Genomic DNA, 22,515 nt, shown 5'->3' on the forward strand with positions numbered 1-22,515 from the left:
TTGAGACTTTTGAGATTTTTGAGACATTTTCAAGGGGCGATTACGGGTGGCGCCGCCGGATTTCTTTAGGCCGAATTCCATGGCGATGACAGAGGCGATAAAAAGTCGCTCGGCTTACTCCGTAAGAACTTGCAGCAGCCGGTACGTTCCCAAAAGCAGTTTCTAAACAGTGCAGGAGTGCCGCTTTTTCTGCCGCATTTGTCCCCTCAACAGGAGGGTTCCATCGTCGGACATCATCTGCCGGCTGCCTGTCGCGAAGAGCCAGGTCATGGGGCATGATAATCGCCGATGAGCTGGTGTAGAAAGCTCGTTCAATACAATTTTGCAGCTCTCTGACATTACCGGGCCAAGAATATTCCAGAAGAGACTTCAATGCCTCCGGAGATAATTGGCGAGTCCGTTCGGGATAGCGTGTATTAAAGCGCTTCAAGAACAGGTTGGCACAGTAGCTGATATCGTTCGGCCTCTTGCGGAGCGGCGGGATTGACAGTTTAAGAATGTTCAATCGATAGTATAAATCGCCGCGGAAGGTTCCCTTTGCGACTTCTGACTCCAAGCAGCGATTGGTCGCAGAAATAACGCGGACATCGAGTTTTTTCTCTTCTTTGCCTCCGATACGGCGAATGCAAAGCGTCTCTACAGCCCGGAGCAGCTTGGCTTGGAATTCCAGAGGCATTTCCCCGATTTCGTCGAGAAAGAGAGTCCCGTGATCAGCCAGTTCGAACTTGCCCGGATTCCCTTCTCGAAGGGCCCCGGTAAAGGACCCTTTTTCATAGCCGAATAATTCGCTTTCAATTAAATCTCGAGGCAATGATGCGCAATTCACGGCAACGAAAGGCCCTTTATGCCTGGGGCTTTCGGCATGGATGGCCTGGGCAAAGAGTTCTTTCCCGGTTCCACTTTCCCCTTCAATAAGGATGGTGCTGTCATAGTAGGCATACTGACGGCCTTTATCAATGACTTCAGACATAGCGGGGTCCGCCGTATAAATATTTTGAAAGGTATAGTTTGCTTGATTGCCGGCTACACGGTTAACGGAGCGAAATAAGTGTTCCTGTCTGCGCAGAATGAGCGTATAAGTTTGTCCCGTAGCATCGCAGGTTTTGGATAAGGTAGCACTGAAGTGACGTGTTTTCTTGGCTAGAACGACGCCCAGATCATCCATATACAAGGGGCTGTCACTCACCGTATCGGACTGCATGGCAGGCCAGTCGATTTGAGGCAGGACACGGCGGAAATCGAGGGCCGACAGCTCCTTATGAGATACGCCCAATTCACGATAGGCCGTGGCATTGGCCCAGCGTACTTTCAAGCTATCATTTAAAAGAAGAATGGATTCCGGCAGGCCATTGGCGGCGGCTTTCATGAAATGGCTTTGGTGATAAGAACGCAAGGTCTGTTCGATACTAAAGGCACAGGCTACCACCAAGGCTAAGGTATGGGGATGAGCGGCAGCCGCACTGCCCGAAAGATCCAGAACGCCGATCACCTGTCCGTCATTCCCGTGTATGGGTGCCGCTGAACAGCTCCAGTTATGTTGGTCAGCGCAATAATGCTCTGCGCCGATAAGCTGTACGGGCCTGTCATATTCCAGGGCCAGCCCGGGACCATTCGTACCGACAGAATCATTTCTCCACACAGAACCGGGATGAAAAAAAATATTTTCTGAATGTTGCAAAATCGTATCATCGCCAATGGTACGCAGCACGCAGCCGGCACTATCCATTAAGGCCAAGAGAGAATGGGATTCCCTGACAATTTCATGGACACTTTGCATAATGGGTCCGGCAACTTGCAACAATAATCTGTTTTTTTGACGGCTTCTATTTAGATTTTCTAAATCAACGGGAAGATTTTTTCGGTGCCACGGATCGATTCCCTTCTTGCGGCAATCCTGCCATGAACGGGCAATAAGCGGAGGCAATTGTTTACTCAAGATACCCTCTTCGATGAAGCGCTGCCAGATTTTTTTCCGTTCTTGTAAATCTATCATTGCCATACCTCCTTTACAGAGAATAAGTCACGTGTATGTAGGGTCACGAAACATCAAATATCTTTGATTGTATCATGGATTCGGACGTCTCACAGAAACTTTATGGAGATTTCTATTCGGATAACGTCGCTGCCAATATATTCGCAGGCGGTCCCTTCCGATCTCCTATCTATTCTACCACGCTGCCCTTCTTGAAAACACCTTGCTCCCTCCCATACGAATAAATTCAAAGTCTATGTCCTCCGAAGAAAAGCCTCTTTTTTATATCCTGTATGGGTCGTAGTCAAACAGCTCCTCTCATCAGGGTACTTTCGCTCATTTTTTTATGAAGACAGCTTCCTTTTCAAGTGAACCGAAAGACAACATCCAACAAATCAAACGTCTATTTTTATCTGTTTCTATTGTATTGATCCCAAAATTGCCCTATAATAAGAGCGAATCATTGGGAAATAGAAAAAGATAACAGAAAACAAGAGAAAGAAGGAGCTTATCATGCTGGGATTAGAACGCAGACAAAAAATCATGGAAAAGATTCGAATCGACCGCAAAGTTTACGTCTCAGAACTTGCTAAGTTATTCAAAGTAACCGAAGAAACAATCCGCCGCGACCTGGAAAAACTGGAAAGACAGGAGTTGCTCAGCCGCAGTTACGGCGGTGCCGTGATAACGGAAAGCACGAGTGATGAACTTTCTTATACGCGTCGCAGCTCCATAAACAATGAAAGCAAACTGCTCATCGCCGACAAAGCCGCAAGCCTAATCCACGATGGAGACACGATCATGATGGATTCCAGCACGACCTGCCAAGCACTCTTGCAGCGCCTTCAGAATCAGCGTAATATCACGGTCGTTACCAATTCCATCCGTCTCATGAACGATTTCATCGGCTGCGGCTTCAAAATGATCTGCACAGGCGGCACGATGCGCGACAGCTCCTGTGCCCTGACAGATTCCATAGCCTGTGAAACACTTACCCGATACTACGTCGATTTTGCCTTTATCAGCTGTAAGAGCATCGACTTGAACAAGGGCATTATGGAATCCAACGAAAGCGAAAGCCGCGTCAAAAGCATCATGATGCAGCAGGCCCGCAATACCATTCTTCTGGTCGACCATTCGAAATTTGACAAAACGGCGTTTGTTAAATGTGATGATTTCGAACGCATCGACACCCTCGTCACCGATGTTCCGCCTTCTAAGGAATGGCAGGAATTTCTGGCAGATAAACAGATTAACTTAATCTTCTGACAAAGGCTGATTTACAAAAAACGACCTCCTAAATTAGACGTTCGGATCTAATCTTAGGAGGTCATTTCATGTCCATAAGAAATTCGTTTTATATTTTTAGGAAACGATTTCAAGGCAGGAAGAATACCTGCTGCATCTTCGGCTGTGCCCCCGTCGTTGGATCCATTTCCATGACCATGACATCCTTCATGTACTCATTCCACTTGTCAACGACAGCGCTCTTGGCCTGATAGGCCTCGGCATAAGCCACCCCTTTTTCGCATTCAAAATAGCCGAACAGTTCATTTCCGACATTCCATATCGTATAGTTTGAAATACCGGCATCCTTCAGTACCTGCTTCATTTCCGGCCAAATATGGGCATGACGATATTTATATTCATCGAGTTTTCCCTCTTTGACTGTCGCTTTCCATGCAAAACGTTCCATCAAAAAAACCTCCCATACATGTTCATCAAAATAATCAAAAAGAAGAACCTTCGTCTCCCCCCTTCTCCTCTTGCCCGACAAAAGGATTTCTCTCAGAGTGGCGAAGGCTCTTTTTCATCTTATACGTTAAACCTCAATCGTATGCAAACTACTGTTATTTTCCTACCGGATGAATGGCATTGACATTATGTTCGACCGTTTTGACAAACCAGCCATTTTCATCGATTTCGTGGTCATAGCGCTGTTTCGTGATTTCATCAAGGGTCAGGCCGCGGGCATCGGAACCAAAGAAGGTACCGGCAACCCAGCTGATAAATACGAATCCGATCATGATCATCGCGGCGACCTGGAAACCGACCGTTTCCATCAGGATAGGAACGAGGAAGCCCCAAACAGCGGCGGAGAAACGCGTGACAAAGAAGGTGAATCCCTGTGCCGTTGCGCGGTAGCGGACCGGGAAGAGTTCGGAGCTTCAAAGTTGATAGAACTGCTGCTGCATCGAGAAGCCCCAGACAATGGTGAAGAAGAAGAGCATCCACATCTGCATCATGTTCGCCGGCAGGGCCCAAACGAACCAACTGATGACACCGAGACCGGAAAAAATACCGAAGACCTTGCGGCGATTAAATTTATCACCTGTATACATAAAGATGAAAGTCGTCAAGATACAGACGGCAAAGTTCAAGGCCGTCAGGAACAAAGACATGGCGTTCGAGAGCTTACCGAGGTGTTCATACACATAGGGCATGAAGAATCCGTTCGTACTGGCTGCCAGATTCCAGAGCGTATAAACGGCACATAGCATGACCACCGTCTTGAGGCAGGTACCGTGAAGGATATCGCCATAATGGACCTTACGAACTTTAATGCCTTTTGCCGCAAGTTCCTGTTCCCGTTTATGGGCTTCTGTCCATTCCGTCGATTCCGGCATCTTCAAACACTGATACCAAATCCAGCCGGCAACGACGATCAAATGGGCAAAGATGATACGGTTACCGAGAAGGCCGAACATAGAATTGAGCGGAATGGATGCGAGAAAGACGACAACAGGCCCGAGCATCCAGGCAACCTGCGCCGAGCCGCAGTGTTTGGCACGATTTTTCGAAGGTGCTTCTTCCGCAATGAAGGTCCAAGAAGCGACGACATCGGCACCGACCATGAGCCCGACAATGACGTAACCGAGCAGGAACAGGGGATAGTTCGTTGCCAGGCAAATCATCGCCACGCCGATCATATAAAATAGAAGTGCGTAGTTATAAACGAATTTACGGCCATACTTATCACAGATCTTACCACCGATCAGCGCCCCGATGGCAGCCCCTCCCGTATTCGATGACAGCGCAGCCAGAAGGCCCATCTGCACACTGCTCATGCCGAGATAGCCTTGCCACATCGACAGTCCGGAAGCCCCTGCTACGATGGAGCCGGCATCGATGTAACTGATGAGCCCGGCAATTAAGGTCTTTTTCCAAGCAGACATCTCGTAATCGACTTTTACACCTAACATAGCCTTTCCCTCCCTAAAAAAATGATTAATCCAAAAGGTCCGTATTCAAATCAATATGGAAATCCTTGGCAAGCTGTATAAAGCCCTCCCGAGGAATCGTCTGTTTTTTACCGCCCATCGATAAGACTTTGACACAAATTTCCGAAGCTTTTTCAACCGTATCCATGAGTCCGAAGGCTTCATCAAAGGTATCGCCGCAAACGAACAGGCCATGATGGGCCCAGACGACGACGCGGTATTTCTCCATGAGTTTGACCGAGGCGTCGGCAATTTCCTTGCCGCCCGGTACCATCCAGGGCACGACACCGATGCCTTCCGGGAAGATGACCGGATCTTCCGTGGCCATTTCCCAAAGCTCACGCGTGAATTCCTTATCCTTCAGGGGCAGGACAAAAGTCAGGGCAATGAGATTCGTCGGGTGTGCGTGATAAATGATGCGGTTCGCCCCGTTCGTCATCCTTTTCTTCAGTTCATGGGCTGCCAGGTGCGTCGGCAGTTCACTCGTCGGACGACCGCCGTTGACAAGACCCCAAACAATGCCATAATTCTCGCCTTTTTCGTCGATCTTTATGAGGGCCGTGTTTTCTTCCGGTGCCAATGAGACGTTGCGCATATATTTGCCGCTTCCCGTAACCAGGAAATATTCGCCGGCAAGGCCCGGGACAGTATTGCCGATGGGCTTCCATTCCGTCACTTCATGCAGCGATTCCTTGACGGCGTCGACTTCTTCGCTTTTGACGCGATAGGTCAAATTGCCGCCGTTTCGTTCATGCCAGCCTTTCTGAAATGCATCTGCCGTCAGGCGCTTAAAACCTTCCATAAATGTTGAATCTTTAATATCCATGATATACTCCCTCTTTATTTCAAATTATTGTCTCTCTTATCGATTGGACAGAACGTCCTTTTCGTAATCCGTAATGGCGGTGTACCACTGACCGTCAACAGGAACGTCGTTACGCTTACAGAACTCAGCCCAGACATCGCCGAAGGGCAGCGTCTTCATTTCTTCCAGTCCCTGCAGGACCCGCGTGAAGTCGGCCGCATCTTGTGCTTCCTTGAGTTCTTTGTTCGGTGTCAAGAGGCCGTAGAGCAAAGCTTTCTGCATGTTGCGCATGCCGATAACCCAGGCTGCAACACGGTTGATGCTGGCGTCGAAGAAGTCAAGGCCGATGAACACCTTGTCGAGGGCATTACAGCGGACGAGCTCCGTTGCCAGTTCCTTGAGCTCATCATCGAACTTGATAACATGGTCGCTGTCCCAGCGGACCGGACGGCTCACATGAAGGGCCAAACTGTCGTTAAAGAGCAGCATCGAAGAAATCTTATCCGAAACGACTTCCGTCGGATGGTAATGACCCGTATCGAGGAGACACATGATGCCATTCTTGGCAGCGTAATTCATATAAAATTCATGAGAGCCTACGGTGTACGACTCAACGCCGATACCGAAAACCTTTCCTTCCACTGCGTCGGCGATGTTCTTACGGTCATATTTCACGGAAAGGATTTCATCCAAAGATTCCTTGAGGCGCTGACGAGGTCCCAAACGGTCAGCAGGCACATCCTTTGTCCCATCGGGAATCCAGATGTCGTCCAGAGCCGTGATGCCAAGTTCTTCACCAAAGTAGTTGGCAATCTTCCGGCAGGCTTTGCCATGAGCAATCCAGAAATCACGAATATCCTTATCCGGGCTGGAAAGGGTCATGTTGTTTTTAACATTCCGGTGGCTGAAGAAGGTCGGGTTGAAATCAAGGCCGATGCCTTCTTCTTTTGCAAAATCAACCCATGCCTTGAAATGTTTCGGCTCGATCTGATCACGATCAATATTTTCACCGGTGATCCGGTACGAAGCATGCAGGTTCAGTTTGTGCTTAGCCGGAATCAGAGAATAAGCCTTTTTGATATCCTGCATGAGTTCTTCCGGATTGCGTGCACGGCCCGGATAATTGCCCGTCGCCGCAATGCCGCCGGTCAGTGAGTCCGAATCGAATCCTAAGACATCGTCGCCCTGCCAGCAATGCATGGAAATACGTACATCTTGCAGTTTCTGTAAGGCCTTTTCTACATCCACACCCATCGATGCGTAACTTTCTTTTGCTTCTTCAAATCTCGACATAATGAAAACCTCCTATAATCCTGTAACCTTGAGGTGACGTACATCACCTGATATATAATATTTATAATTTCCAACATCTTAATCGCTCCGGTTATGGAACCGGAATTACTCGAATTGATTTTCGATGCGCTTCACATCGAAGGACTTGGCTACGACCCGGCGTGCTTCCTTTAAATCTTCAAAGACCTTAGCACCCAGCATCTGCGCCATGATATTACCGATAGCTGTGGCTTCTACGGGCCCGGCAAAAACCGTTTTCCCCGTTGCCTCTGCCAGCATCCGATTCAAGAATTTATCCTGACAACCGCCGCCGACAACATGAATCGTATCGTACGTACGGCCCGTGACTTCCTCGATTTCGGCAACGGTCTTGGCATAGCAGTTTGCCAAACTCCGATAGACACAATACAGGAGTTCACATTCCGTTTCCGGTTTTTCCTGATTGGTCCTATCGCAATAATCCTGCAGGGCCTTTATCATACTGTCCGGAGCGAGGAAAGCGCTGTCGTTGACCTCAACTGTTGATGTAAAATAGCGGCCGATATGGGCCAGTTCGTAAAGTTCTTCAAAGGTGTAGGGATGTTTAAACTCACGGCGCAGATTCTGCATCATCCACATCCCCATGATGTTCTTGAGATAGCGATAGCGATAATGGTATCCGCCTTCATTCGTAAAATTATGCTTTCGGCTCATTTCGGTACAGTCCGGGATCAGGCGTTCAATTCCCATGAGCGACCAGGTTCCCGAACTCAGATAAATGCTGTCATCGGAATTCGTCGGGACTGCCATGACGGCCGAACCCGTATCGTGGGTAGCCGGAAGGACAACATGGGTCGTGAATCCGACGCACGCTTCCATTTCTTTTGAAAGGGGGCCGACCAGCGTCTTCGGCATATGGATGTCACCAAAAATTTTTGTCGGCAGGCCCAGCATTTTAAGAAGTTCAAAATCCCAATCCTGTGTTTTTGCATTAATCAGTTGTGATGTTGTTGAATTAGTGTATTCATTCATGGCAATCCCGGTCAATCGATAATTAAGATATTCCGGGATCATCAGAAAACGTTCTGCCTTGTCCAGTACTTCCGGCGTTTCTTTTTTGATGGCCATTAAATGATAGATGGTGTTAATCATCATTTTCTGAATGCCATTGCGACTGTAAAGTTCCGCTTCGGAAATCGTCTTATAAACTTCCTCATCCATCCCCTTTGTACGTCCGTCGCGATAGGCAACCGTATCACCGATGACATGGCCGTTCTTATCGAGGAGGACAAAATCAACACCCCAGGTATCGATGCCGACACTCTCGGGAATGCGGTCAAGTTCTTTACATTTCTTAAGCCCTTCAACGACCTCATGAAAGAGATGCTCAAGATCCCAACAAAGATGGCCATTCCGTTTTACAAACTTGTTCTCGAATCGGTAAATTTCCTCAATGCGAATCTTGCCTTTATCAACCCATCCCAGGATATGTCGACCGCTCGAAGCGCCGATATCCACCGCCAAATAATACTTTATATCTGACATACGCCCATTTCCTTTCCCATCAATAAACCACTTACATTTTCTTGTTTTCCTGTTTTCTTCTTTGTTTACTTGGTTTTTACAATAACTATACTACATTTAAGCTATGCAAAAGTCAACATTCTTTCTTTTTTCATATGTTTTTACTTTTGCTATGCATTAAAAGCAAGATATGAAGTTCTTTTTATCAATATTATTTACATATTAATAACGGATTTCTTAAAGAATACGGTCTGGATTCAACAAGAAAGATGACATCGATCGAATCGCGCCCCAACATCAGTGCCTCTGTATCCCCTGCCCATTCGCCCGGCCCGATACAACGCAAAAAAACCTCCGAAAGTTAGATTTTTATAATTCTAACTTTCGGAGGTTCTTTAGACTTATCTGTTCCTGAAGTTTTTTATATCGTCATCAAAAGCAGACGCCGGCCTGCAAAATGACGTTGGGATAGTAGGAAAATTCACCGGTCCGTACGGCAAATTTAACGTGCTCCGATTCTTTCTTTAAATCCACATGGGGAATAAAGTCTTCTTCGGCACCTTTCAAAATATCCCGTAAATGTTCTAAGATTACGGGATTCGTTTCTTTGATTTCTTCAGCGAGTACATATTTTTCGACGACAATTTCATCCATAATGGCATCGAATACTTGACGGAAGGTCGGTACACCGCCAACGACGGCCAAGTCGATGATGGGCACCCCGCTGGGAATAGGCATGCCGGCATCACAGAGGAGAAACCGGTCTTTATGTCCCAAGGCGGCCAAGGCACCGGCCAATTGGCCATGGATGATTCCTTTTTTCTTCATGAAAACACGTCCTTTCACGAGTGCTGCAGTCAGGCTCCACGATGAGTCACTGCTAAGGTCTGAGAGATGGCCTTTTGCCACCCTGCGATTAATTCACGGCGTCGGTCTCCTGCCATAGAAGGTTCATACGAAATTCTCTTCACGCCTTTAAACAAGGCATCCTTATCATAGAGGCCGACGGCAAGGCCGGCAGCATAGGCCGCCCCGATAGCCGATAGCTCAGCCGCTTCCGGTACATCGACGGGACAACCGAGAAGATCCGTTTGAAACTGCATGAGGTAGGCATTTTTCGTAGGGCCGCCGTCGACGTGAAGGGACGGCAGTTTGTACCCCGACTCCTTCTGCATTAGCGTCGTTACGTCGTTAATCTGATAGGCGATGGCATCGAGGACGGCGCGAACCATTTCTTTTTTCCCGGTCACGCGGGTAACGCCCGTATAAAGGCCCGTCGCCTGACTTTCCCAATACGGGGCGCCGAGACCTGTAAAGGCCGGCACGAAATAGCTGCGGTCTTTCGGATTAGCCGCCTTGGCTAAGGCCATCGTTTCTTCCGGCGATTCGATGAGCTGTAAATCGTCTTTGAGCCAGGTAATGGCCGCCCCGGTGTAGTTGATGTTGCCTTCCAGGACGTACGTCGCCTTCCCCGACAGGCTCCAAGCCAGAGACGTCACCAAACCGTGCTGACTGTACACGGGCTTATCGCCGATATTCATCATGACCGAAGAACCCGTACCGTAGGTAGCCTTGGCCATTCCCGGATGATGGCAGGCTTGGCCGAATAAGGCTGCGTGAGAATCTCCGAAGACGGCATGGATGGGAATGGCTTCCGGCAGGATGCCGTCAAAATCCGTGCTTCCATAGAGGCCGTTGGAATCGGTCACTTCCGGCAAAGCGCTCCGGTCGATGCCAAAAGCGCGGCAAACATCGTCGGACCAGGCCAAACGTCCGATGTCAAAGAGCTGGGTCCGCGAAGCATTGGAAAAATCGGTGCGGAATACCTGCCCTTTGGTCATACAGTAGACGAGCCAGCTGTCCATGGTCCCCATACAGAGATTCCCTTCGTCCATGAGTTCCTTAGCGCCTTCGACGCGGCGCAGGATCCAAGCCAATTTAGCCGCTGAAAAATAGGGCGACAAGGGTAGTCCCGTCGTATTCTTAATCAAAGAGTCAAGGCCTTTGCGGCGAAGTTCTTCACAAATCGCCGCGCCCCGCGCACACTGCCAGACGATGGCCCGATAGACGGGCTTTCCGGTCTGACGATGCCAGGCCATGGCCGTTTCACGCTGATTACTGATGCCGACAGCCTTGATGGCCTTTCCATTAATCTCGGTCTTATCCAGCATATCGCGGATTAAATCCTTCAAATGACGCCAGATTTCATCGGGATCGTGTTCGACCCAGCCTTTTTCGTCAATATACTGCTTATGGGACTTAGCCGCCTTGTAGCAGATGGTCCCGGCTTCGTCGAAGAGCAGCACTTTGGTGCCCTGTGTACTCTGATCGATGCCGAGAATGTAAGGCTTCATATCAAAGCAGCTCCTTAGCGGCTTTGACGATGCCTTCAGCGTCGAGTCCATAATGATGGAAGATATCAGCCGAGTTCCCCGTGACGACCGGCGCATCAGGCAGCGTCAGACTGCGGACTTTCGTCGGATATTCCGCAGCCGTAAGTTGGGCGACCATGGCACCGAGGCCACCGTAAGGGGAATGTTCTTCGACCGTTAAGATTGCCTTCGTTTCTTTGGCAGCCTTGAGAACGGCTTCCGTATCGAGGGGTTTCAAGCAGTACATATCGAGGACGCGAACCGATTTACCTTCTGCCGCCAGCATTTCAGCTGCTTTTTTGGCTTCATAGACCAATTCACCGCAGGCGATGATGGTCAGTTCCGTCCCGTCTTGAACGGTAACGGCCTTATCCATGGTAAAGTCGAGCTTACCATCGTCATAGACGTCTTCGACGGCATTGCGGCCGATGCGGATATAAGCCGGTTCACTGTCAGTGACGAATTCTTTCATTAAAGCCGCCGCCAAATACTGGTCACTCGGGAAATAGACGCGAAGGCCGGGAATGGATCCCATGGTGGCAATATCCGTTGCCGAATGATGGGTCATGCCGAGAGCGCCGTAGCTGACGCCGCCGCTGATGCCGATCAGTTTGACATTGGTATGGGAATAAGCGACGTCGACTTTAGCCTGTTCCATGCTGCGCGTCGAAAGGAAGCTTGCCGGCGATACGGCAAAGGGACGCTTGCCGGCTGAGGCCAACCCGGCACTGATACCGACCAGGTTCTGTTCGGCAATGCCGACTTCTACGAATTGGTCGCTGTGTTCTTCGGCATAGGGGCCGAGGGCGCCGGAGCCGCGGGAATCACTGCAAAGGACGACGATATCTTTATTTACCTTGGCTTCCTCACTGAGGAATTCTGCGATTACTTTCTTAATGGCTTTGCTCATAATGCTGCCTTCCTTTCGTCGAGTTCTTTCATAGCTGCTGCAACCTGATCGGCCGTCGGGACTTTGTGGTGCCAGCCGGCTTGATCTTCCATGAAGGATACGCCGCAGCCCTTGGTCGTATTGGCGATGATGACCGTCGGTTTGCCCTTCGTCCGTTTGGCAAGATCAACGGCTGCATCGATGGCATCCATGTCGTTGCCCGGAATGGACAAGACGTTCCAGCCAAAGGAAGCCCACCGTTCTTCAGCGCTGTCCTGGCCCATGACTTCTTCCGTCGTGCCGGAAATCTGGAGGCGGTTGCGGTCGACAAAGACCGTAAGGTTGTCAAGGCCATACTGAGGACCTGCCATAGCCCCTTCCCAAACGGAACCTTCATCACATTCGCCGTCGCCTAAGACGACGTACGTCCGATAAGGACGCTGATCCATTTTCGCGGCCAAAGCCATGCCGATGGCGACGGAAAGGCCGTGACCCAGGGAGCCGCTGTTGACTTCGATACCGGCAATCTTGTTATTGGGATGGCCGATGAATTTCGACAAATACTGGGAATAGGTCTGAAGTTCGTCTTTCGTGAAGAATCCCTTGTCAGCCAGGATGGTATACAGGGCTTCTACACAATGGCCTTTACTAAGGACAAAGCGGTCGCGGTCCGGATCGTCTACCTTGTCGGGGCCGACGTTCATCTGTTTGTAGTACAAGTCGACCAAGATGTCGGTAACGCTGAGGTCGCCGCCAATGTGGCCCGTTCCGGCGTGGTGAATCAGATTGACGATATCTTTACGGATATCAATTGCTTTTGCGCGAAGATCCATTTTTATTCTCCTCTCAAATATGCCTTGACGTCTTCTTCAATGGGATCATAGAGATCCGGAGCGACGCCGATATACTTACAAGCTTCATATAAAACAGGGACGACGTCCTTATGGATGCCGACACAGTGGTGAATGTACGGTCCTTCGACGATCTTAGCTTCCAACCGTTTGATGTTGTCCACTTCGACCCAGAGGTAGGTCCCCATGCCGGCCGGTCCGTCGACGCCTTTGGCGTTGCCTAAAAGCAGGGAATATTCGCCGTTATCGCCGTCAAAGCGAACCAGGCTGATGTCGCCGTGCTTAGCTTCGGCCGTCAGGCTGCCCGGATAGTCGAAGGCTAAGGGATAAGTCAACTTCGGCGTTTCCTTGGCGACTGAAATCGGCCAAGGACCGCAGTGCTGCAGGAGTTCCCCATTTTCGATATCAGGATGACGGATGGTCCAATCGGCGAAGAAGGATCGCGTTCCGTCGAGAGCGGCTGCTTCTACCAAGAGGGCTGTAATGGCACCGTGGATATCCGTTTCACAGACCATGGGAATGCCGATTTCATTGAGCATGGCATTGGCCGCACAAGGCATGACGCCGAGTTCCCCCTGGAGGGCGTTCCAACACTGGATGGCACCGGCATTACAGCCGTATTTTTCCATCAGCCCTTTCATGGCTACGTACAGACCGGCGACATTTTCGACTTCGTCCTCTTTAATGCGGACATCCATGTGGGAGCGGATGTAGGCGACGGCCTTGTCAACTTCCGTCTTTTCGGCTTTGGCTTCGGCGACGGCTTCTGTCAATTCCGGCATCGGAATCGGAGCCAATTGAATGTTGAACTTTTCTAAGAGTTCCCCTTCATTGCACATGGTCGACCAGAAATCGTAAGGACGAGGACCGATCTGCAGGATACGAATGTTGCGGAAGGTCTTGACGACGTTACAGACCGCCAGGAAATCCTTGATGCCCCGTTCAAAGACGGGATCGTCGAGACGACAGTTGGTCATGTAGGTAAAGGGCACTCTGAAACGGCGTAGTACCTTGCCGGTAGCAAAGAGGCCGCACTGGGTATCGCGCAGGCGGATTCCCTTTTCATCAGGGCGTTCATCAAGGGGGCCCCACAAGAGAACCGGGACGTTCAGATCTTTGGCTAGGCGGGCACATTCATATTCGGTTCCGAAATTACAGTGCGGCAGGAACAGGCCGTCGATCTTTTCCGCTTTGAACTTTTCGACAATCTTCAGCCGGTCCTTTTCATCATAGAGCAGGCCTTCTTCATTAATATCATCGATATCGACGAAGGAGATTCCCAACTCTTCCAGCTTCTGTTTCGTCAGTCCCCGGTACTTGACGGCATCAGGGGCACTGAAAATGCTGCGCCGTGTCGGCGCATAACCTAATTTAATCGTAGTCATGGATAAAGCCTCCTTTAAGCTCTGGGCTAATGTTTGTATTCTTAAACATCTTGAACCCATTATAAATTATTTAATTAAAAATTTCAATAGTTTAAATAAAAATTTTCTCGGATATTTTTATGTCTTTATGTGTTAATATATAATAAAATTCATTATATAGCACCATTCATGCCGATAATACATCGAAATTTAAATGTTTTTGTGGTATAATACTCTTGATTTTAATTAAATTTAATGGTAATATTTAGCATATAGTTTAACTAACGGTTTTAATTATTTTAAAAGGAGTGCGATACATATGCAACCTGCAGCTGATCACATCAGTATCCGCGAAAAAATCTGTTACGGCCTCGGAGATTCTTCGGCCAACATCTTCTTCGGTATGACCATGATGTTTCTTCCCTATTTCTACACCGACGTCGTCGGCTTGACAGCCAGCGCCATGGGGGCCTTATTCCTCATCGCTCGTCTGGTCGATGCCTTTTCGGATCCGATCATCGGCAACTTTGCCGACCGCCACGAAACGAAACACGGTCATTACCGTCCCTTCTTGCTGTACTTAGCCATCCCCTACGGCTTATCTTGCTTTTTAGTCTTCTTAGCTCCCGACTTATCGTATACGGGGAAATTGATTTACGCCTTTGTAACCTATATCTTCTTGATCCTGATGTATGCCAGCACCGTCGTGCCTTACGTCGGCCTGCTCTCGGTTTTAACTGATAATCCGGCAGAACGCTTGTCTATCAACTCCTACCGCTTCCCCTTGGCAAAATCGGCCTTCCTGCTCTGCTCGGCCGTCGTCCCCATGTTCGTTGCCACGTACGACAAAGCCCACGAAGCCCAGGCATACAGCCACGCCATGATCATCATCGGCATCCTCGCCGCCTGCTGTACCTTAGCCTGCTTCTTCGGTACGAAAGAACGCAGCCATCCGCTTATCGTCAAAGACGAAAATGACACCCTATTCTCTAAAATTAAAATCATTGCTAAAACCCGAACGCTCCGCAGTTTCTACATCTTCTTTGCCTTGACTCAGGCCGCCTTCACCTTTAAAGGCAGCTCCGCCATCTATTACGCCAAGTATTATTTGGCCCAGAATGACGCCTATTTAACGGGACTCCTGTCAGCCTTCTCCATTGCCGGCATTGTCGCTCCGATTGTCTCTATGTGGCTCATTCGCAAAAAAGTATTCAATAAACTGGCCATGCTCCGCGTCGCCACCTTAGGCGCTGCCATAACGGCCGTTCCGATTCTCATCGTTCCGCCGGAACACTATCTCCTGTCTTCACTGTTCCTCATCTTGTCGACCTTCTTCGGCGAACTCGGCATCGTCGTCTACTGGGCACTGCCTGCCGACTGTGCCGACATGTGCCAGCTCAAATTCAACAAGAAGATGGCCGGCGTCCTCGGTGCCGTCGCCCTCTTCTCTCAGAAATTTGCCATGAGCCTCGTCGGTGCCGGCATCGGCTTGATCCTGACTTTCGTCAGCTATCAGCCGGGCGCTGCCATTACGCCGGCCGTCGCCAGCGGTATTCTGGCTATTACGGCAGCCCTCCCCATCGCCTGCCACGTCATCAGCTATTACTTCCTCAACCAGTACGACCTCGACGAAGCAGCAGTCCGCAAGATTCACTTGGAATTGGCCGGCTTGTATGCCCAGGCCGAACAGGCTAATTAAATCCAATCACACTACGAAAGGAAGGATTTCTACCCATGGATAAAAGAACGATCATCAGCATCAGTCGTCAATACGGCAGCGGCGGCCGTGAAGTCGCCCAGCTCCTCGCCCAAAAGACCGGGTTTCACCTGTATGACCGCCAAATCATCGATTCGGCTGCCAAAGAACTCGGCATCAGCAACTGGACGGAAGAACAGTTAAAAGCCCTGGAAACGAGCGAACCGGCTCCCCTCGGCTTCATCCCTTTCTACTCCATCGGTGCCGATGAGGGGCCATCGGACACGAGCATGTTCGTCGCTGAATCGAAAATCATCCGTCAATTGGCCAAAGCCGGGTCCTGCATCATCCTCGGCCGCTGCGGCGACTTCGTCCTGAGAGACTTTTCCAAACACTATTCCTTCTTTATCTGCGCCGACGACGACTTTCGCACCGAGCGCGGCCGTACGGAATATGAGGGTAAGAGCCTCCAAGAAATCAAGGCCGAAGACCAGAAACGGGCCGACTATTACGAATACTATACGGGAGAGCGCTGGGGACAGCCTGAAAAATATTCCTTGTCCATCAATGCCTCAAAAATCTCCCTCGACAAGGCCGCTGACTTGATCATCCGCTACGTCGAACTCCTTCAAGCATAACAAAAAAAGAGCCTATCCTCCGCCGGTCGCCTCCTAAACAGCTGCCATATGCAGACTGGATGAGGTACCACCCGGAAGAAAGGCTCTTTTTCTATCTAAAGTCTATTTCTGACTTTACTATCATTTTATGACGTGCTACACTTTTAATTGAATTGATTTATAATTTAAACAGATATGCATAAATTCTTACAAAAGCAGGAGGTATGAAATGGCAACAGTGACCATCAAAGACATTGCAGAACAACTGGGAGTTTCTCCGGCCACGGTCTCTCTTGCTTTAAACGGACGCCCCGGCGTCAACGAAGAAACGCGTCTTGCCGTATTGAACCTGGCCAACCGCCTCGGGTACCGCGGCACGACCAGCAAAAAGGCCGCTGCCCCTCAAGGCGTCATTAATTTTTTGATCTACCGTAAATCAGGCAGCATCATCACCAGTACCCAATTCTTCACCCGCCTCGTCGTCGCCGTCGAAAAAGCGGCCCGGGCCCATCACTACACCTTGACCATCACCTACTGCGACGGTCAGGATCAACTGGCGTCGTGCATTGCCGAAGCGGCAGCCGCTCAGTCGTCGGGTATCGTCATGCTGGGTACTGAAATGGAACATGACGACTTGCCTATCGTCAAGGACGCCCCCCTTCCCATCGTCGTCCTCGACAATGAACTGACGGCTTCCCCTCTCGATATGGTATCCATCCATAATTTAGACGGCGTATGGCAGGCTGTTCACTACCTTCATGACCAAGGGCTGAAGGATATCGGCTACCTGAAGAGCTCGGTTCCGATCACGAATTTTGAAATGCGCTACCTGGGCTATACCTACGCGATGAATCAGTTCCATCAAAAGCTGGACGCCACTAAGGTCTATGAACTGTCGCCATCCCTCGAAGCCGCTCAGCAGGATATGAATGCCGTCCTGGAACGAGGCGGCGCCCTTCCCGAAGCCTTTATCGCCGACAATGACCTCATCGCCTTGGGAGCGATGCGTGCCCTGCAGCAACGAGGTCTGCGCATTCCCGAAGACATTGCTATCATCGGCTTCGACAACATTCCCTTGGCCGAATATGCGCAGCCGCCGTTGAGTTCCATCGAAGTCCCCTGTGAAAACTTAGGAAAATCCGCCGTGGAAACCCTCCGCTGGCGCATCCGCAACCCGAAGGCGACGCCGCGCAACGTAGCCACCGGGACCGAACTGATCGTCCGTGAAAGCGTCCCTCAAAAAACGTCGTCAGAAACAGCGCATGAATAACAAAAATCCTCCATATAAGAAAGAGACTCGTCCCATCCTCATGGTGCCGAGCCTCTTTTTTACGTTGTGGAAATGGCTTCGCATTGCGTAACTCCCGTCATGCCTTACGAAGCTTCTTTGGCCAAGGCCACGGGACTTTCGTTTTGATCTTCTAACGACAGACGGGCCAACCGTTCAATAAAGAACAGGCGGCGGTTGAAGAAATTAACGAGTCTCCCGACGGTCATGGCCGATACGATGGTCCCAACTCCGATAGCCGCAAAGGTCTGAGCACCGCCATAGAAAAGGGATAGGCCTAAGGCCATGGCGACCAGTGTCGAATCGAAGGCCACTTTGGCCGTACCCATGCGGATATTCGCAGTTTGAGCAATGGCTTTCACAATGCCGTCACCGGGAACCATGAGGACCTGCGAGGCGACTTCCAGGCAGATGCCGAAGGCCAGGACGGCACAACCGATGAGCAGGATCACTCCTGCCAGAGGCCAGGAATGGCCCTGAAGCACCGACAAAAAAGGCATATACAGGTCGAGGGCAACGCTGAAAATAACGCTGATACCCAACTGAAGGGCTTCTATAGGATGGAATTGCCGCCGCAACAAAGCGATTTGAGCAGCAATAAACAAGATATTCGCAAAAAAAGTTATCTGACCAAAGGTCCAATTCGAATACAGGCTGATGACGATAGGAACACTTGATATGGGCGATGACCCGAATCCGGCAACGATAATGAGGTCGATGCCCAAGGCATTTATTAAAATACTTAAGATAAATACGGGAATCCGAATTCCTTTATAGTGCATGTGACGCAAAATTAATCTCCCCATTTCTTTTGATTTTTAATGATTTTACGAAAGGTTTCCATGAATCGCTGCCGTTCTTCCGGCTCAATGCCCTGCCACATGAAGTCGTCGAGACCGTAGATGATTTCGCGGATACGCTTAGCTTTTTCCCGGCCCTTTTCGGTCATGAAAATAGAGACGCCGCGCTGATCATCGGGACGGGGTTCTTTTCGGATGAGTTCCAGTTTTTCCATCCGCTTCAAAAGGCTGGTCACCGTCGACTTATCGATGATGCATTCTTGTCCGATTTCTTTCTGACTGGCCCCATCATGGAACCATAAGTATTCTAAAATCTTAGGCTGACCGGGCATGAGGCCTTCTTGTTTGATATAGTGACTGATTTCCCGATTCGAGCGATGAAATCCGATTAATAATAAAATATGCAGGGCTTCTTGATCCATGTCAGGCTCTCCTTTATTGGTTTTAATTCAAACTAAATAGTTGCAATTCAAACTACTTTATTATTATAATCCAGGTATCCAAAAAGTCAATAGGCTTAAGGCATCCATAATCAAAAATCGCCAAAAAAAATAAGCACGACGGCCAAAATCAGAACCATCGTGCTTTCTCTTAATCATGGGAATTGGGCGGATAGGGGTAGAGGATGACCTCTCCGTCGAGGTATTCGGCTAAAAAGATATCCCTCGGTTCATAGCCCTGGCGGGTCAATTCATGCGTGAGCGATTCCGAATCCTTGTCGATCAGCACCAAGACATCGGTATTGATCTGACCATCGGCAATGATGGGAAAACGGATGTTGTCTTCCCCCATTTGAACGACCGTCAACTGACCATTCTGTTCGAGGACGGCCCGCTTGACGTCTTGGATTCGCTGGACTCCCATGGCTCGCAGCTTCATCTGTAACTCAAAGGCCTGGATGCCAGAACGCAGGCAGGTTTCCGTCTGGAGTTCCCCTTGTTCGATGAGGATGACCGGCTTGCCGTCGACGAGGATGCGAATAAGACGGCTGACAGATTTTAAGTATTTCAAGGTCATGACCAGAATCGTCCAGACGACCATAATCATGAGAAACTGAAAAATACTGATTGTGTCATTATAAATGACGCCGCCGATAATGCCGCCGAGAACGTAATTCTGTATCTGATCCAGAGCCGACGTCGGTGCCAGATTGCGCTTGCCCAAGAGGTTAATCTGTAAAATAAGGGCCAATAGTCCCAGACCCAGTTTAGCAAAAATCATAGAATACGGAAACATGGCCCCTCCTAGTGCGGAACGTCGACGAGTTTGACGTCTTTTTGAATTAAATAGACTCGGTTAATGCGGTAGGCTGTATAACTGCTGTTAAAATCGATGCGATAGTAATCGTCACGGATCTTAATCAACATCCCGTCCTGCAGGCGCAATGAATTAACGGCAATATCCGACTCCGATAAGGTCATATTGTCGCTGAAGGTATCGAGAAACTGCATCATCCGCGACGTGTTTTCCCTCGTTTCCCGCTGGCGGCTGTAACTGTCCCAATTGGAACCGATTAAAAATAAGCCGATCAAGAGCAGGATGATGCTCAAATCACGGTACTTCGACTGCAGGCGGTTGCGCATGTATTTGGCAGTGATAATGACCAAGGCTACTAAAATAAAGAAAATCAGTCCGTATTGAAATAAGTAACTGACCTGAGCCTGGCTTTGCAGGTAAGCATACGTATAAAACTGCAAGAAGGATCCCCCTTTCCCTTTGTTTTTCTATTGTAGCAAATCTTTTGCAAAAAAATCAACTGAAAAGGCCGTTACCGACAACTGTCGGCTGATAAAAAACAGCCTGCCGTCTCAGACAGCAGGCTGTTTCCAGCATAGCATAAAACAGATATACCGTAAATCAGTTGTTGGCAGCCGGCAATTCGCTGGTGCAGTGCGGGCAGCGCGTCGCGTCGTCCGCGATTGGCTGGCGGCAGAAGGGGCACAGGCGCGGATCTGCAACCGGTGCCGGTTTGGGCATCAAACGGTTAAGCTGCTTGATGACGATAAAAATAGCGAAGGCAATAATTAAAAATTCAAGAATCGTATTGAGGAAAGAGCCGTAAGCAATAACCGGGATACCGGCTGCTTTGGCATCAGCCAAAGTTTCTACCTTTTCGCCGTTCATGCTCAAAGGAATGAAGAAGTCAGAAAAATCGATTCCGCCGAGGAGTACACCAATTGGCGGCATGATGATGTTGTTGACAAGAGACGTAACGATCTTGCCAAAAGCACCGCCGACAACGACACCGACTGCCATATCAAGGACATTCCCCCGCATGGCGAATTCTTTAAATTCTTTAATAAAACCCATGCTATCCACTCCTATTCAAAATATAATGATGAGATATTGGTACATCTATTCTATCACTACTTCTCAAAAAGTGCAAAAGGTTTTGGAGAAATTTAGTACAAATTATTTCTTATGCTGTAATAAAATTAGAAAATGACTGTCAACGGATACCGGCCAGTTTTGCCGGGTCCATAGCTTTGTCGAAGTCTTCGGCCGTAACCCATCCCAGTTTCAGGGCTGATTCTTTGAGGGTCAAGCCTTCTTTCGCCGCCGTTTTGGCAATGGTGCAGGCCTTATCGTAGCCGACTAAGGGTACAAGGCCAGTGACCAGAATCAGAGAATTGTAAAGATTGGTCTCGATTCGTTCTTCATTGGGTTCGATGCCGACGATGCAGTGCTTACGCAGGGATTCCATGCTGTCCGACAAGAGGCGGATCGACTGGATAAGGTTGTAGGCAATGACCGGCATAAAGACGTTCAATTCAAAATTGCCCTGGCTGGCGGCGATACCCATGGTCGCATCGTTGCCCATGACCTGGACGGCAACCATGGTCACGGCTTCACACTGCGTCGGGTTGACCTTGCTGGGCATGATGGAACTGCCCGGTTCGTTTTCGGGAATGCGGATTTCGCCGATCCCGCAGCGCGGTCCCGATGACAGCCAGCGAATGTCATTGGCGATTTTCATGAGGTCGCAGGCAAGGCCTTTCAGCATGCCGTGGACGGCAACGAGTTCATCTTTACTGGTCAGGGACTGGAATTTATTCGGTGCCGTATGGAAGGTCGTCCCCGTCAATTCACTGACGATTTCCGCAAAGCGGCGGTCATAGCCTTTCGGACAGTTAATGCCCGTACCGACAGCCGTGCCGCCCATAGCCAAATCGCGGAGAAAATCGACGCCGCAGCGAAGCATTTCCTTATTGCGTTCAATCATGCGGGCCCAGCCGCTGAATTCTTGTCCCAGTGTCAAGGGAGTCGCATCCTGCAGGTGTGTGCGGCCGATTTTTACGATATCCTTAAAGGCTTCTTCTTTATCATGCAGGGCCTGATAGAGGGCATCCATGGCCGGAAACAGCTGCTGTTCAAGGAGCAGGACGCCGACCATGTGAAGGCCTGTCGGGAAGGTATCATTCGAGCTCTGTGAATGATTGACGTCGTCGTTTGGATGGACGCCCTGTTCCTTGCCCGCCTCTTTAAGGATAGCCGCTGCCCGATGGGCTACGACTTCATTGACGTTCATGTTGAACTGGGTCCCGCTTCCGGTCATCCAAACGGCCAGGGGGAAATTACCGTCGAGTTTCCCTGCTAAGATTTCATCGCAGGCCCTTGCAATGGCATCAGCCTTATCGGCATCGACGACGCCCAGTTCCTTATTGGTCAGGGCGGCTGCTTTTTTCAGATAGGCAAAGACCGTGACCATTTCGGCAGGAATCTTTTCCGTCCCGATTTTAAAGTTTTCAAAGCTCCGCTGGGTCTGAGCGCCCCAGAGTTTGTCTGCCGGGACCTTAATCTCTCCCATCGAGTCTCTTTCAATACGATATTCCATAGTATCCTC

At 49.6% G+C, this 22,515-nt stretch carries 22 protein-coding genes; 4 read left to right on the forward strand and 18 right to left on the reverse strand.

The window, feature by feature from the left end; translation table 11 throughout:
• Positions 1–40 precede the first annotated feature (40 nt).
• On the reverse strand, positions 41–1,993 hold the full coding sequence (locus A0U42_RS06935) for a sigma-54-dependent Fis family transcriptional regulator (protein WP_065360403.1): 1,953 nt from the start codon (positions 1,991–1,993) through the stop codon (positions 41–43).
• 492 nt (positions 1,994–2,485) lie between these two features.
• Here A0U42_RS06935 and A0U42_RS06940 point away from each other — a divergent pair, with 492 nt between their 5' ends.
• Positions 2,486–3,241, forward strand: a complete 756-nt coding sequence (locus A0U42_RS06940; RefSeq protein WP_065360404.1) for a DeoR/GlpR family DNA-binding transcription regulator — start codon at positions 2,486–2,488, stop codon at positions 3,239–3,241.
• A gap of 109 nt (positions 3,242–3,350) precedes the next feature.
• On the opposite strand, the gene A0U42_RS06945 is transcribed toward A0U42_RS06940, so the two are convergent.
• From A0U42_RS06945 to A0U42_RS06990, 11 genes are all read right to left on the reverse strand, one after another.
• A complete protein-coding gene (locus tag A0U42_RS06945; RefSeq protein ID WP_065360405.1) occupies positions 3,351–3,668 on the reverse strand; it encodes an L-rhamnose mutarotase in 318 nt (105 codons plus the stop codon).
• Between the two features lie 154 nt (positions 3,669–3,822).
• Complete coding sequence (locus tag A0U42_RS11710; protein WP_218055535.1) at positions 3,823–4,005, reverse strand: hypothetical protein; 183 nt, start codon at positions 4,003–4,005, stop codon at positions 3,823–3,825.
• A gap of 135 nt (positions 4,006–4,140) precedes the next feature.
• The gene (locus tag A0U42_RS06950) at positions 4,141–5,175 is read right to left on the reverse strand and encodes an MFS transporter (protein ID WP_218055536.1); all 1,035 of its coding nucleotides are present in this window, start codon (positions 5,173–5,175) and stop codon (positions 4,141–4,143) included.
• Between the two features lie 25 nt (positions 5,176–5,200).
• Positions 5,201–6,019 carry a rhamnulose-1-phosphate aldolase gene (gene rhaD, locus A0U42_RS06955; protein WP_065360406.1) on the reverse strand — a complete coding sequence of 273 codons (819 nt, stop codon included), beginning with the start codon at positions 6,017–6,019 and terminating at the stop codon, positions 5,201–5,203.
• A 36-nt stretch (positions 6,020–6,055) separates the two neighbouring features.
• Complete coding sequence (locus tag A0U42_RS06960; RefSeq protein WP_065360407.1) at positions 6,056–7,291, reverse strand: L-rhamnose isomerase; 1,236 nt, start codon at positions 7,289–7,291, stop codon at positions 6,056–6,058.
• Positions 7,292–7,396: 105 nt separating this feature from the next.
• Positions 7,397–8,815 carry a rhamnulokinase gene (rhaB, locus tag A0U42_RS06965; RefSeq protein WP_065360408.1) on the reverse strand — a complete coding sequence of 473 codons (1,419 nt, stop codon included), beginning with the start codon at positions 8,813–8,815 and terminating at the stop codon, positions 7,397–7,399.
• A 411-nt stretch (positions 8,816–9,226) separates the two neighbouring features.
• Entirely contained in the window at positions 9,227–9,622 is a 396-nt protein-coding gene (gene rbsD, locus A0U42_RS06970; protein WP_065360409.1) for a D-ribose pyranase, read from the reverse strand.
• A 29-nt stretch (positions 9,623–9,651) separates the two neighbouring features.
• The gene (locus tag A0U42_RS06975; protein WP_065360410.1) at positions 9,652–11,148 is read right to left on the reverse strand and encodes a glycerol kinase; all 1,497 of its coding nucleotides are present in this window, start codon (positions 11,146–11,148) and stop codon (positions 9,652–9,654) included.
• Between the two features lies 1 nt (position 11,149).
• Entirely contained in the window at positions 11,150–12,076 is a 927-nt protein-coding gene (locus A0U42_RS06980) for a transketolase family protein (protein WP_065360411.1), read from the reverse strand.
• A complete protein-coding gene (locus A0U42_RS06985) occupies positions 12,073–12,888 on the reverse strand; it encodes a transketolase (RefSeq protein WP_065360412.1) in 816 nt (271 codons plus the stop codon). The genes A0U42_RS06980 and A0U42_RS06985 overlap by 4 nt, the downstream gene beginning before the upstream one ends.
• 2 nt (positions 12,889–12,890) lie before the next feature.
• A complete protein-coding gene (locus A0U42_RS06990; protein ID WP_065360413.1) occupies positions 12,891–14,291 on the reverse strand; it encodes an L-fucose/L-arabinose isomerase family protein in 1,401 nt (466 codons plus the stop codon).
• A 298-nt stretch (positions 14,292–14,589) separates the two neighbouring features.
• On the opposite strand from A0U42_RS06990, the gene A0U42_RS06995 reads away from it, so the two are divergent.
• The 3 genes from A0U42_RS06995 to A0U42_RS07005 all read left to right on the forward strand — a co-directional run bounded on the left by A0U42_RS06995 (position 14,590) and on the right by A0U42_RS07005 (position 17,853).
• Entirely contained in the window at positions 14,590–15,969 is a 1,380-nt protein-coding gene (locus A0U42_RS06995; protein ID WP_049917314.1) for an MFS transporter, read from the forward strand.
• Between the two features lie 35 nt (positions 15,970–16,004).
• Positions 16,005–16,604 (forward strand): AAA family ATPase, encoded by a 600-nt coding sequence (locus A0U42_RS07000; protein ID WP_065360414.1) that lies wholly within the window; start codon positions 16,005–16,007, stop codon positions 16,602–16,604.
• 208 nt (positions 16,605–16,812) lie between these two features.
• Positions 16,813–17,853: a LacI family DNA-binding transcriptional regulator gene (locus tag A0U42_RS07005; RefSeq protein ID WP_065360415.1), complete on the forward strand. Its 1,041-nt coding sequence runs from the start codon at positions 16,813–16,815 to the stop codon at positions 17,851–17,853.
• Positions 17,854–17,957: 104 nt separating this feature from the next.
• On the opposite strand, the gene A0U42_RS07010 is transcribed toward A0U42_RS07005, so the two are convergent.
• The 6 genes from A0U42_RS07010 to fumC all read right to left on the reverse strand — a co-directional run bounded on the left by A0U42_RS07010 (position 17,958) and on the right by fumC (position 22,506).
• On the reverse strand, positions 17,958–18,653 hold the full coding sequence (locus A0U42_RS07010) for a YitT family protein (protein ID WP_044504850.1): 696 nt from the start codon (positions 18,651–18,653) through the stop codon (positions 17,958–17,960).
• Between the two features lie 11 nt (positions 18,654–18,664).
• On the reverse strand, positions 18,665–19,093 hold the full coding sequence (locus tag A0U42_RS07015) for a MarR family winged helix-turn-helix transcriptional regulator (RefSeq protein ID WP_044504025.1): 429 nt from the start codon (positions 19,091–19,093) through the stop codon (positions 18,665–18,667).
• Between the two features lie 169 nt (positions 19,094–19,262).
• The gene (locus tag A0U42_RS07020) at positions 19,263–19,907 is read right to left on the reverse strand and encodes a DUF421 domain-containing protein (RefSeq protein ID WP_065360416.1); all 645 of its coding nucleotides are present in this window, start codon (positions 19,905–19,907) and stop codon (positions 19,263–19,265) included.
• A gap of 8 nt (positions 19,908–19,915) precedes the next feature.
• Positions 19,916–20,368 (reverse strand): DUF3290 domain-containing protein, encoded by a 453-nt coding sequence (locus A0U42_RS07025; protein ID WP_044504027.1) that lies wholly within the window; start codon positions 20,366–20,368, stop codon positions 19,916–19,918.
• Between the two features lie 160 nt (positions 20,369–20,528).
• A complete protein-coding gene (gene mscL, locus A0U42_RS07030; RefSeq protein WP_044504028.1) occupies positions 20,529–20,981 on the reverse strand; it encodes a large conductance mechanosensitive channel protein MscL in 453 nt (150 codons plus the stop codon).
• 139 nt (positions 20,982–21,120) lie between these two features.
• Entirely contained in the window at positions 21,121–22,506 is a 1,386-nt protein-coding gene (fumC, locus tag A0U42_RS07035; protein WP_065360417.1) for a class II fumarate hydratase, read from the reverse strand.
• Positions 22,507–22,515: the final 9 nt, after the last annotated feature.

Source organism: Megasphaera sp. DISK 18 (assembly GCF_001682955.1).
Lineage (GTDB): Bacteria > Bacillota > Negativicutes > Veillonellales > Megasphaeraceae > Megasphaera > Megasphaera massiliensis.

What these genes read in the sequence shown, in the direction of transcription:
- rbsD (WP_065360409.1), bottom strand. Translation starts at nt 9,622, where the DNA reads ATGAAGAAAAAAGGAATCATCCATGGCCAATTGGCCGGTGCCTTGGCC.
- A0U42_RS06945 (WP_065360405.1), bottom strand. Translation starts at nt 3,668, where the DNA reads ATGGAACGTTTTGCATGGAAAGCGACAGTCAAAGAGGGAAAACTCGAT.
- A0U42_RS06985 (WP_065360412.1), bottom strand. Translation starts at nt 12,888, where the DNA reads ATGGATCTTCGCGCAAAAGCAATTGATATCCGTAAAGATATCGTCAAT.
- A0U42_RS06960 (WP_065360407.1), bottom strand. Translation starts at nt 7,291, where the DNA reads ATGTCGAGATTTGAAGAAGCAAAAGAAAGTTACGCATCGATGGGTGTG.
- A0U42_RS06950 (WP_218055536.1), bottom strand. Translation starts at nt 5,175, where the DNA reads ATGTTAGGTGTAAAAGTCGATTACGAGATGTCTGCTTGGAAAAAGACC.
- A0U42_RS11710 (WP_218055535.1), bottom strand. Translation starts at nt 4,005, where the DNA reads ATGATCATGATCGGATTCGTATTTATCAGCTGGGTTGCCGGTACCTTC.
- A0U42_RS07005 (WP_065360415.1), top strand. Translation starts at nt 16,813, where the DNA reads ATGGCAACAGTGACCATCAAAGACATTGCAGAACAACTGGGAGTTTCT.
- A0U42_RS06980 (WP_065360411.1), bottom strand. Translation starts at nt 12,076, where the DNA reads ATGAGCAAAGCCATTAAGAAAGTAATCGCAGAATTCCTCAGTGAGGAA.
- rhaB (WP_065360408.1), bottom strand. Translation starts at nt 8,815, where the DNA reads ATGTCAGATATAAAGTATTATTTGGCGGTGGATATCGGCGCTTCGAGC.
- A0U42_RS06935 (WP_065360403.1), bottom strand. Translation starts at nt 1,993, where the DNA reads ATGATAGATTTACAAGAACGGAAAAAAATCTGGCAGCGCTTCATCGAA.
- A0U42_RS06975 (WP_065360410.1), bottom strand. Translation starts at nt 11,148, where the DNA reads ATGAAGCCTTACATTCTCGGCATCGATCAGAGTACACAGGGCACCAAA.
- A0U42_RS07010 (WP_044504850.1), bottom strand. Translation starts at nt 18,653, where the DNA reads ATGCACTATAAAGGAATTCGGATTCCCGTATTTATCTTAAGTATTTTA.
- A0U42_RS06940 (WP_065360404.1), top strand. Translation starts at nt 2,486, where the DNA reads ATGCTGGGATTAGAACGCAGACAAAAAATCATGGAAAAGATTCGAATC.
- A0U42_RS06995 (WP_049917314.1), top strand. Translation starts at nt 14,590, where the DNA reads ATGCAACCTGCAGCTGATCACATCAGTATCCGCGAAAAAATCTGTTAC.
- A0U42_RS07020 (WP_065360416.1), bottom strand. Translation starts at nt 19,907, where the DNA reads ATGTTTCCGTATTCTATGATTTTTGCTAAACTGGGTCTGGGACTATTG.
- fumC (WP_065360417.1), bottom strand. Translation starts at nt 22,506, where the DNA reads ATGGAATATCGTATTGAAAGAGACTCGATGGGAGAGATTAAGGTCCCG.
- A0U42_RS06990 (WP_065360413.1), bottom strand. Translation starts at nt 14,291, where the DNA reads ATGACTACGATTAAATTAGGTTATGCGCCGACACGGCGCAGCATTTTC.
- A0U42_RS07000 (WP_065360414.1), top strand. Translation starts at nt 16,005, where the DNA reads ATGGATAAAAGAACGATCATCAGCATCAGTCGTCAATACGGCAGCGGC.
- rhaD (WP_065360406.1), bottom strand. Translation starts at nt 6,019, where the DNA reads ATGGATATTAAAGATTCAACATTTATGGAAGGTTTTAAGCGCCTGACG.
- mscL (WP_044504028.1), bottom strand. Translation starts at nt 20,981, where the DNA reads ATGGGTTTTATTAAAGAATTTAAAGAATTCGCCATGCGGGGGAATGTC.
- A0U42_RS07015 (WP_044504025.1), bottom strand. Translation starts at nt 19,093, where the DNA reads ATGGATCAAGAAGCCCTGCATATTTTATTATTAATCGGATTTCATCGC.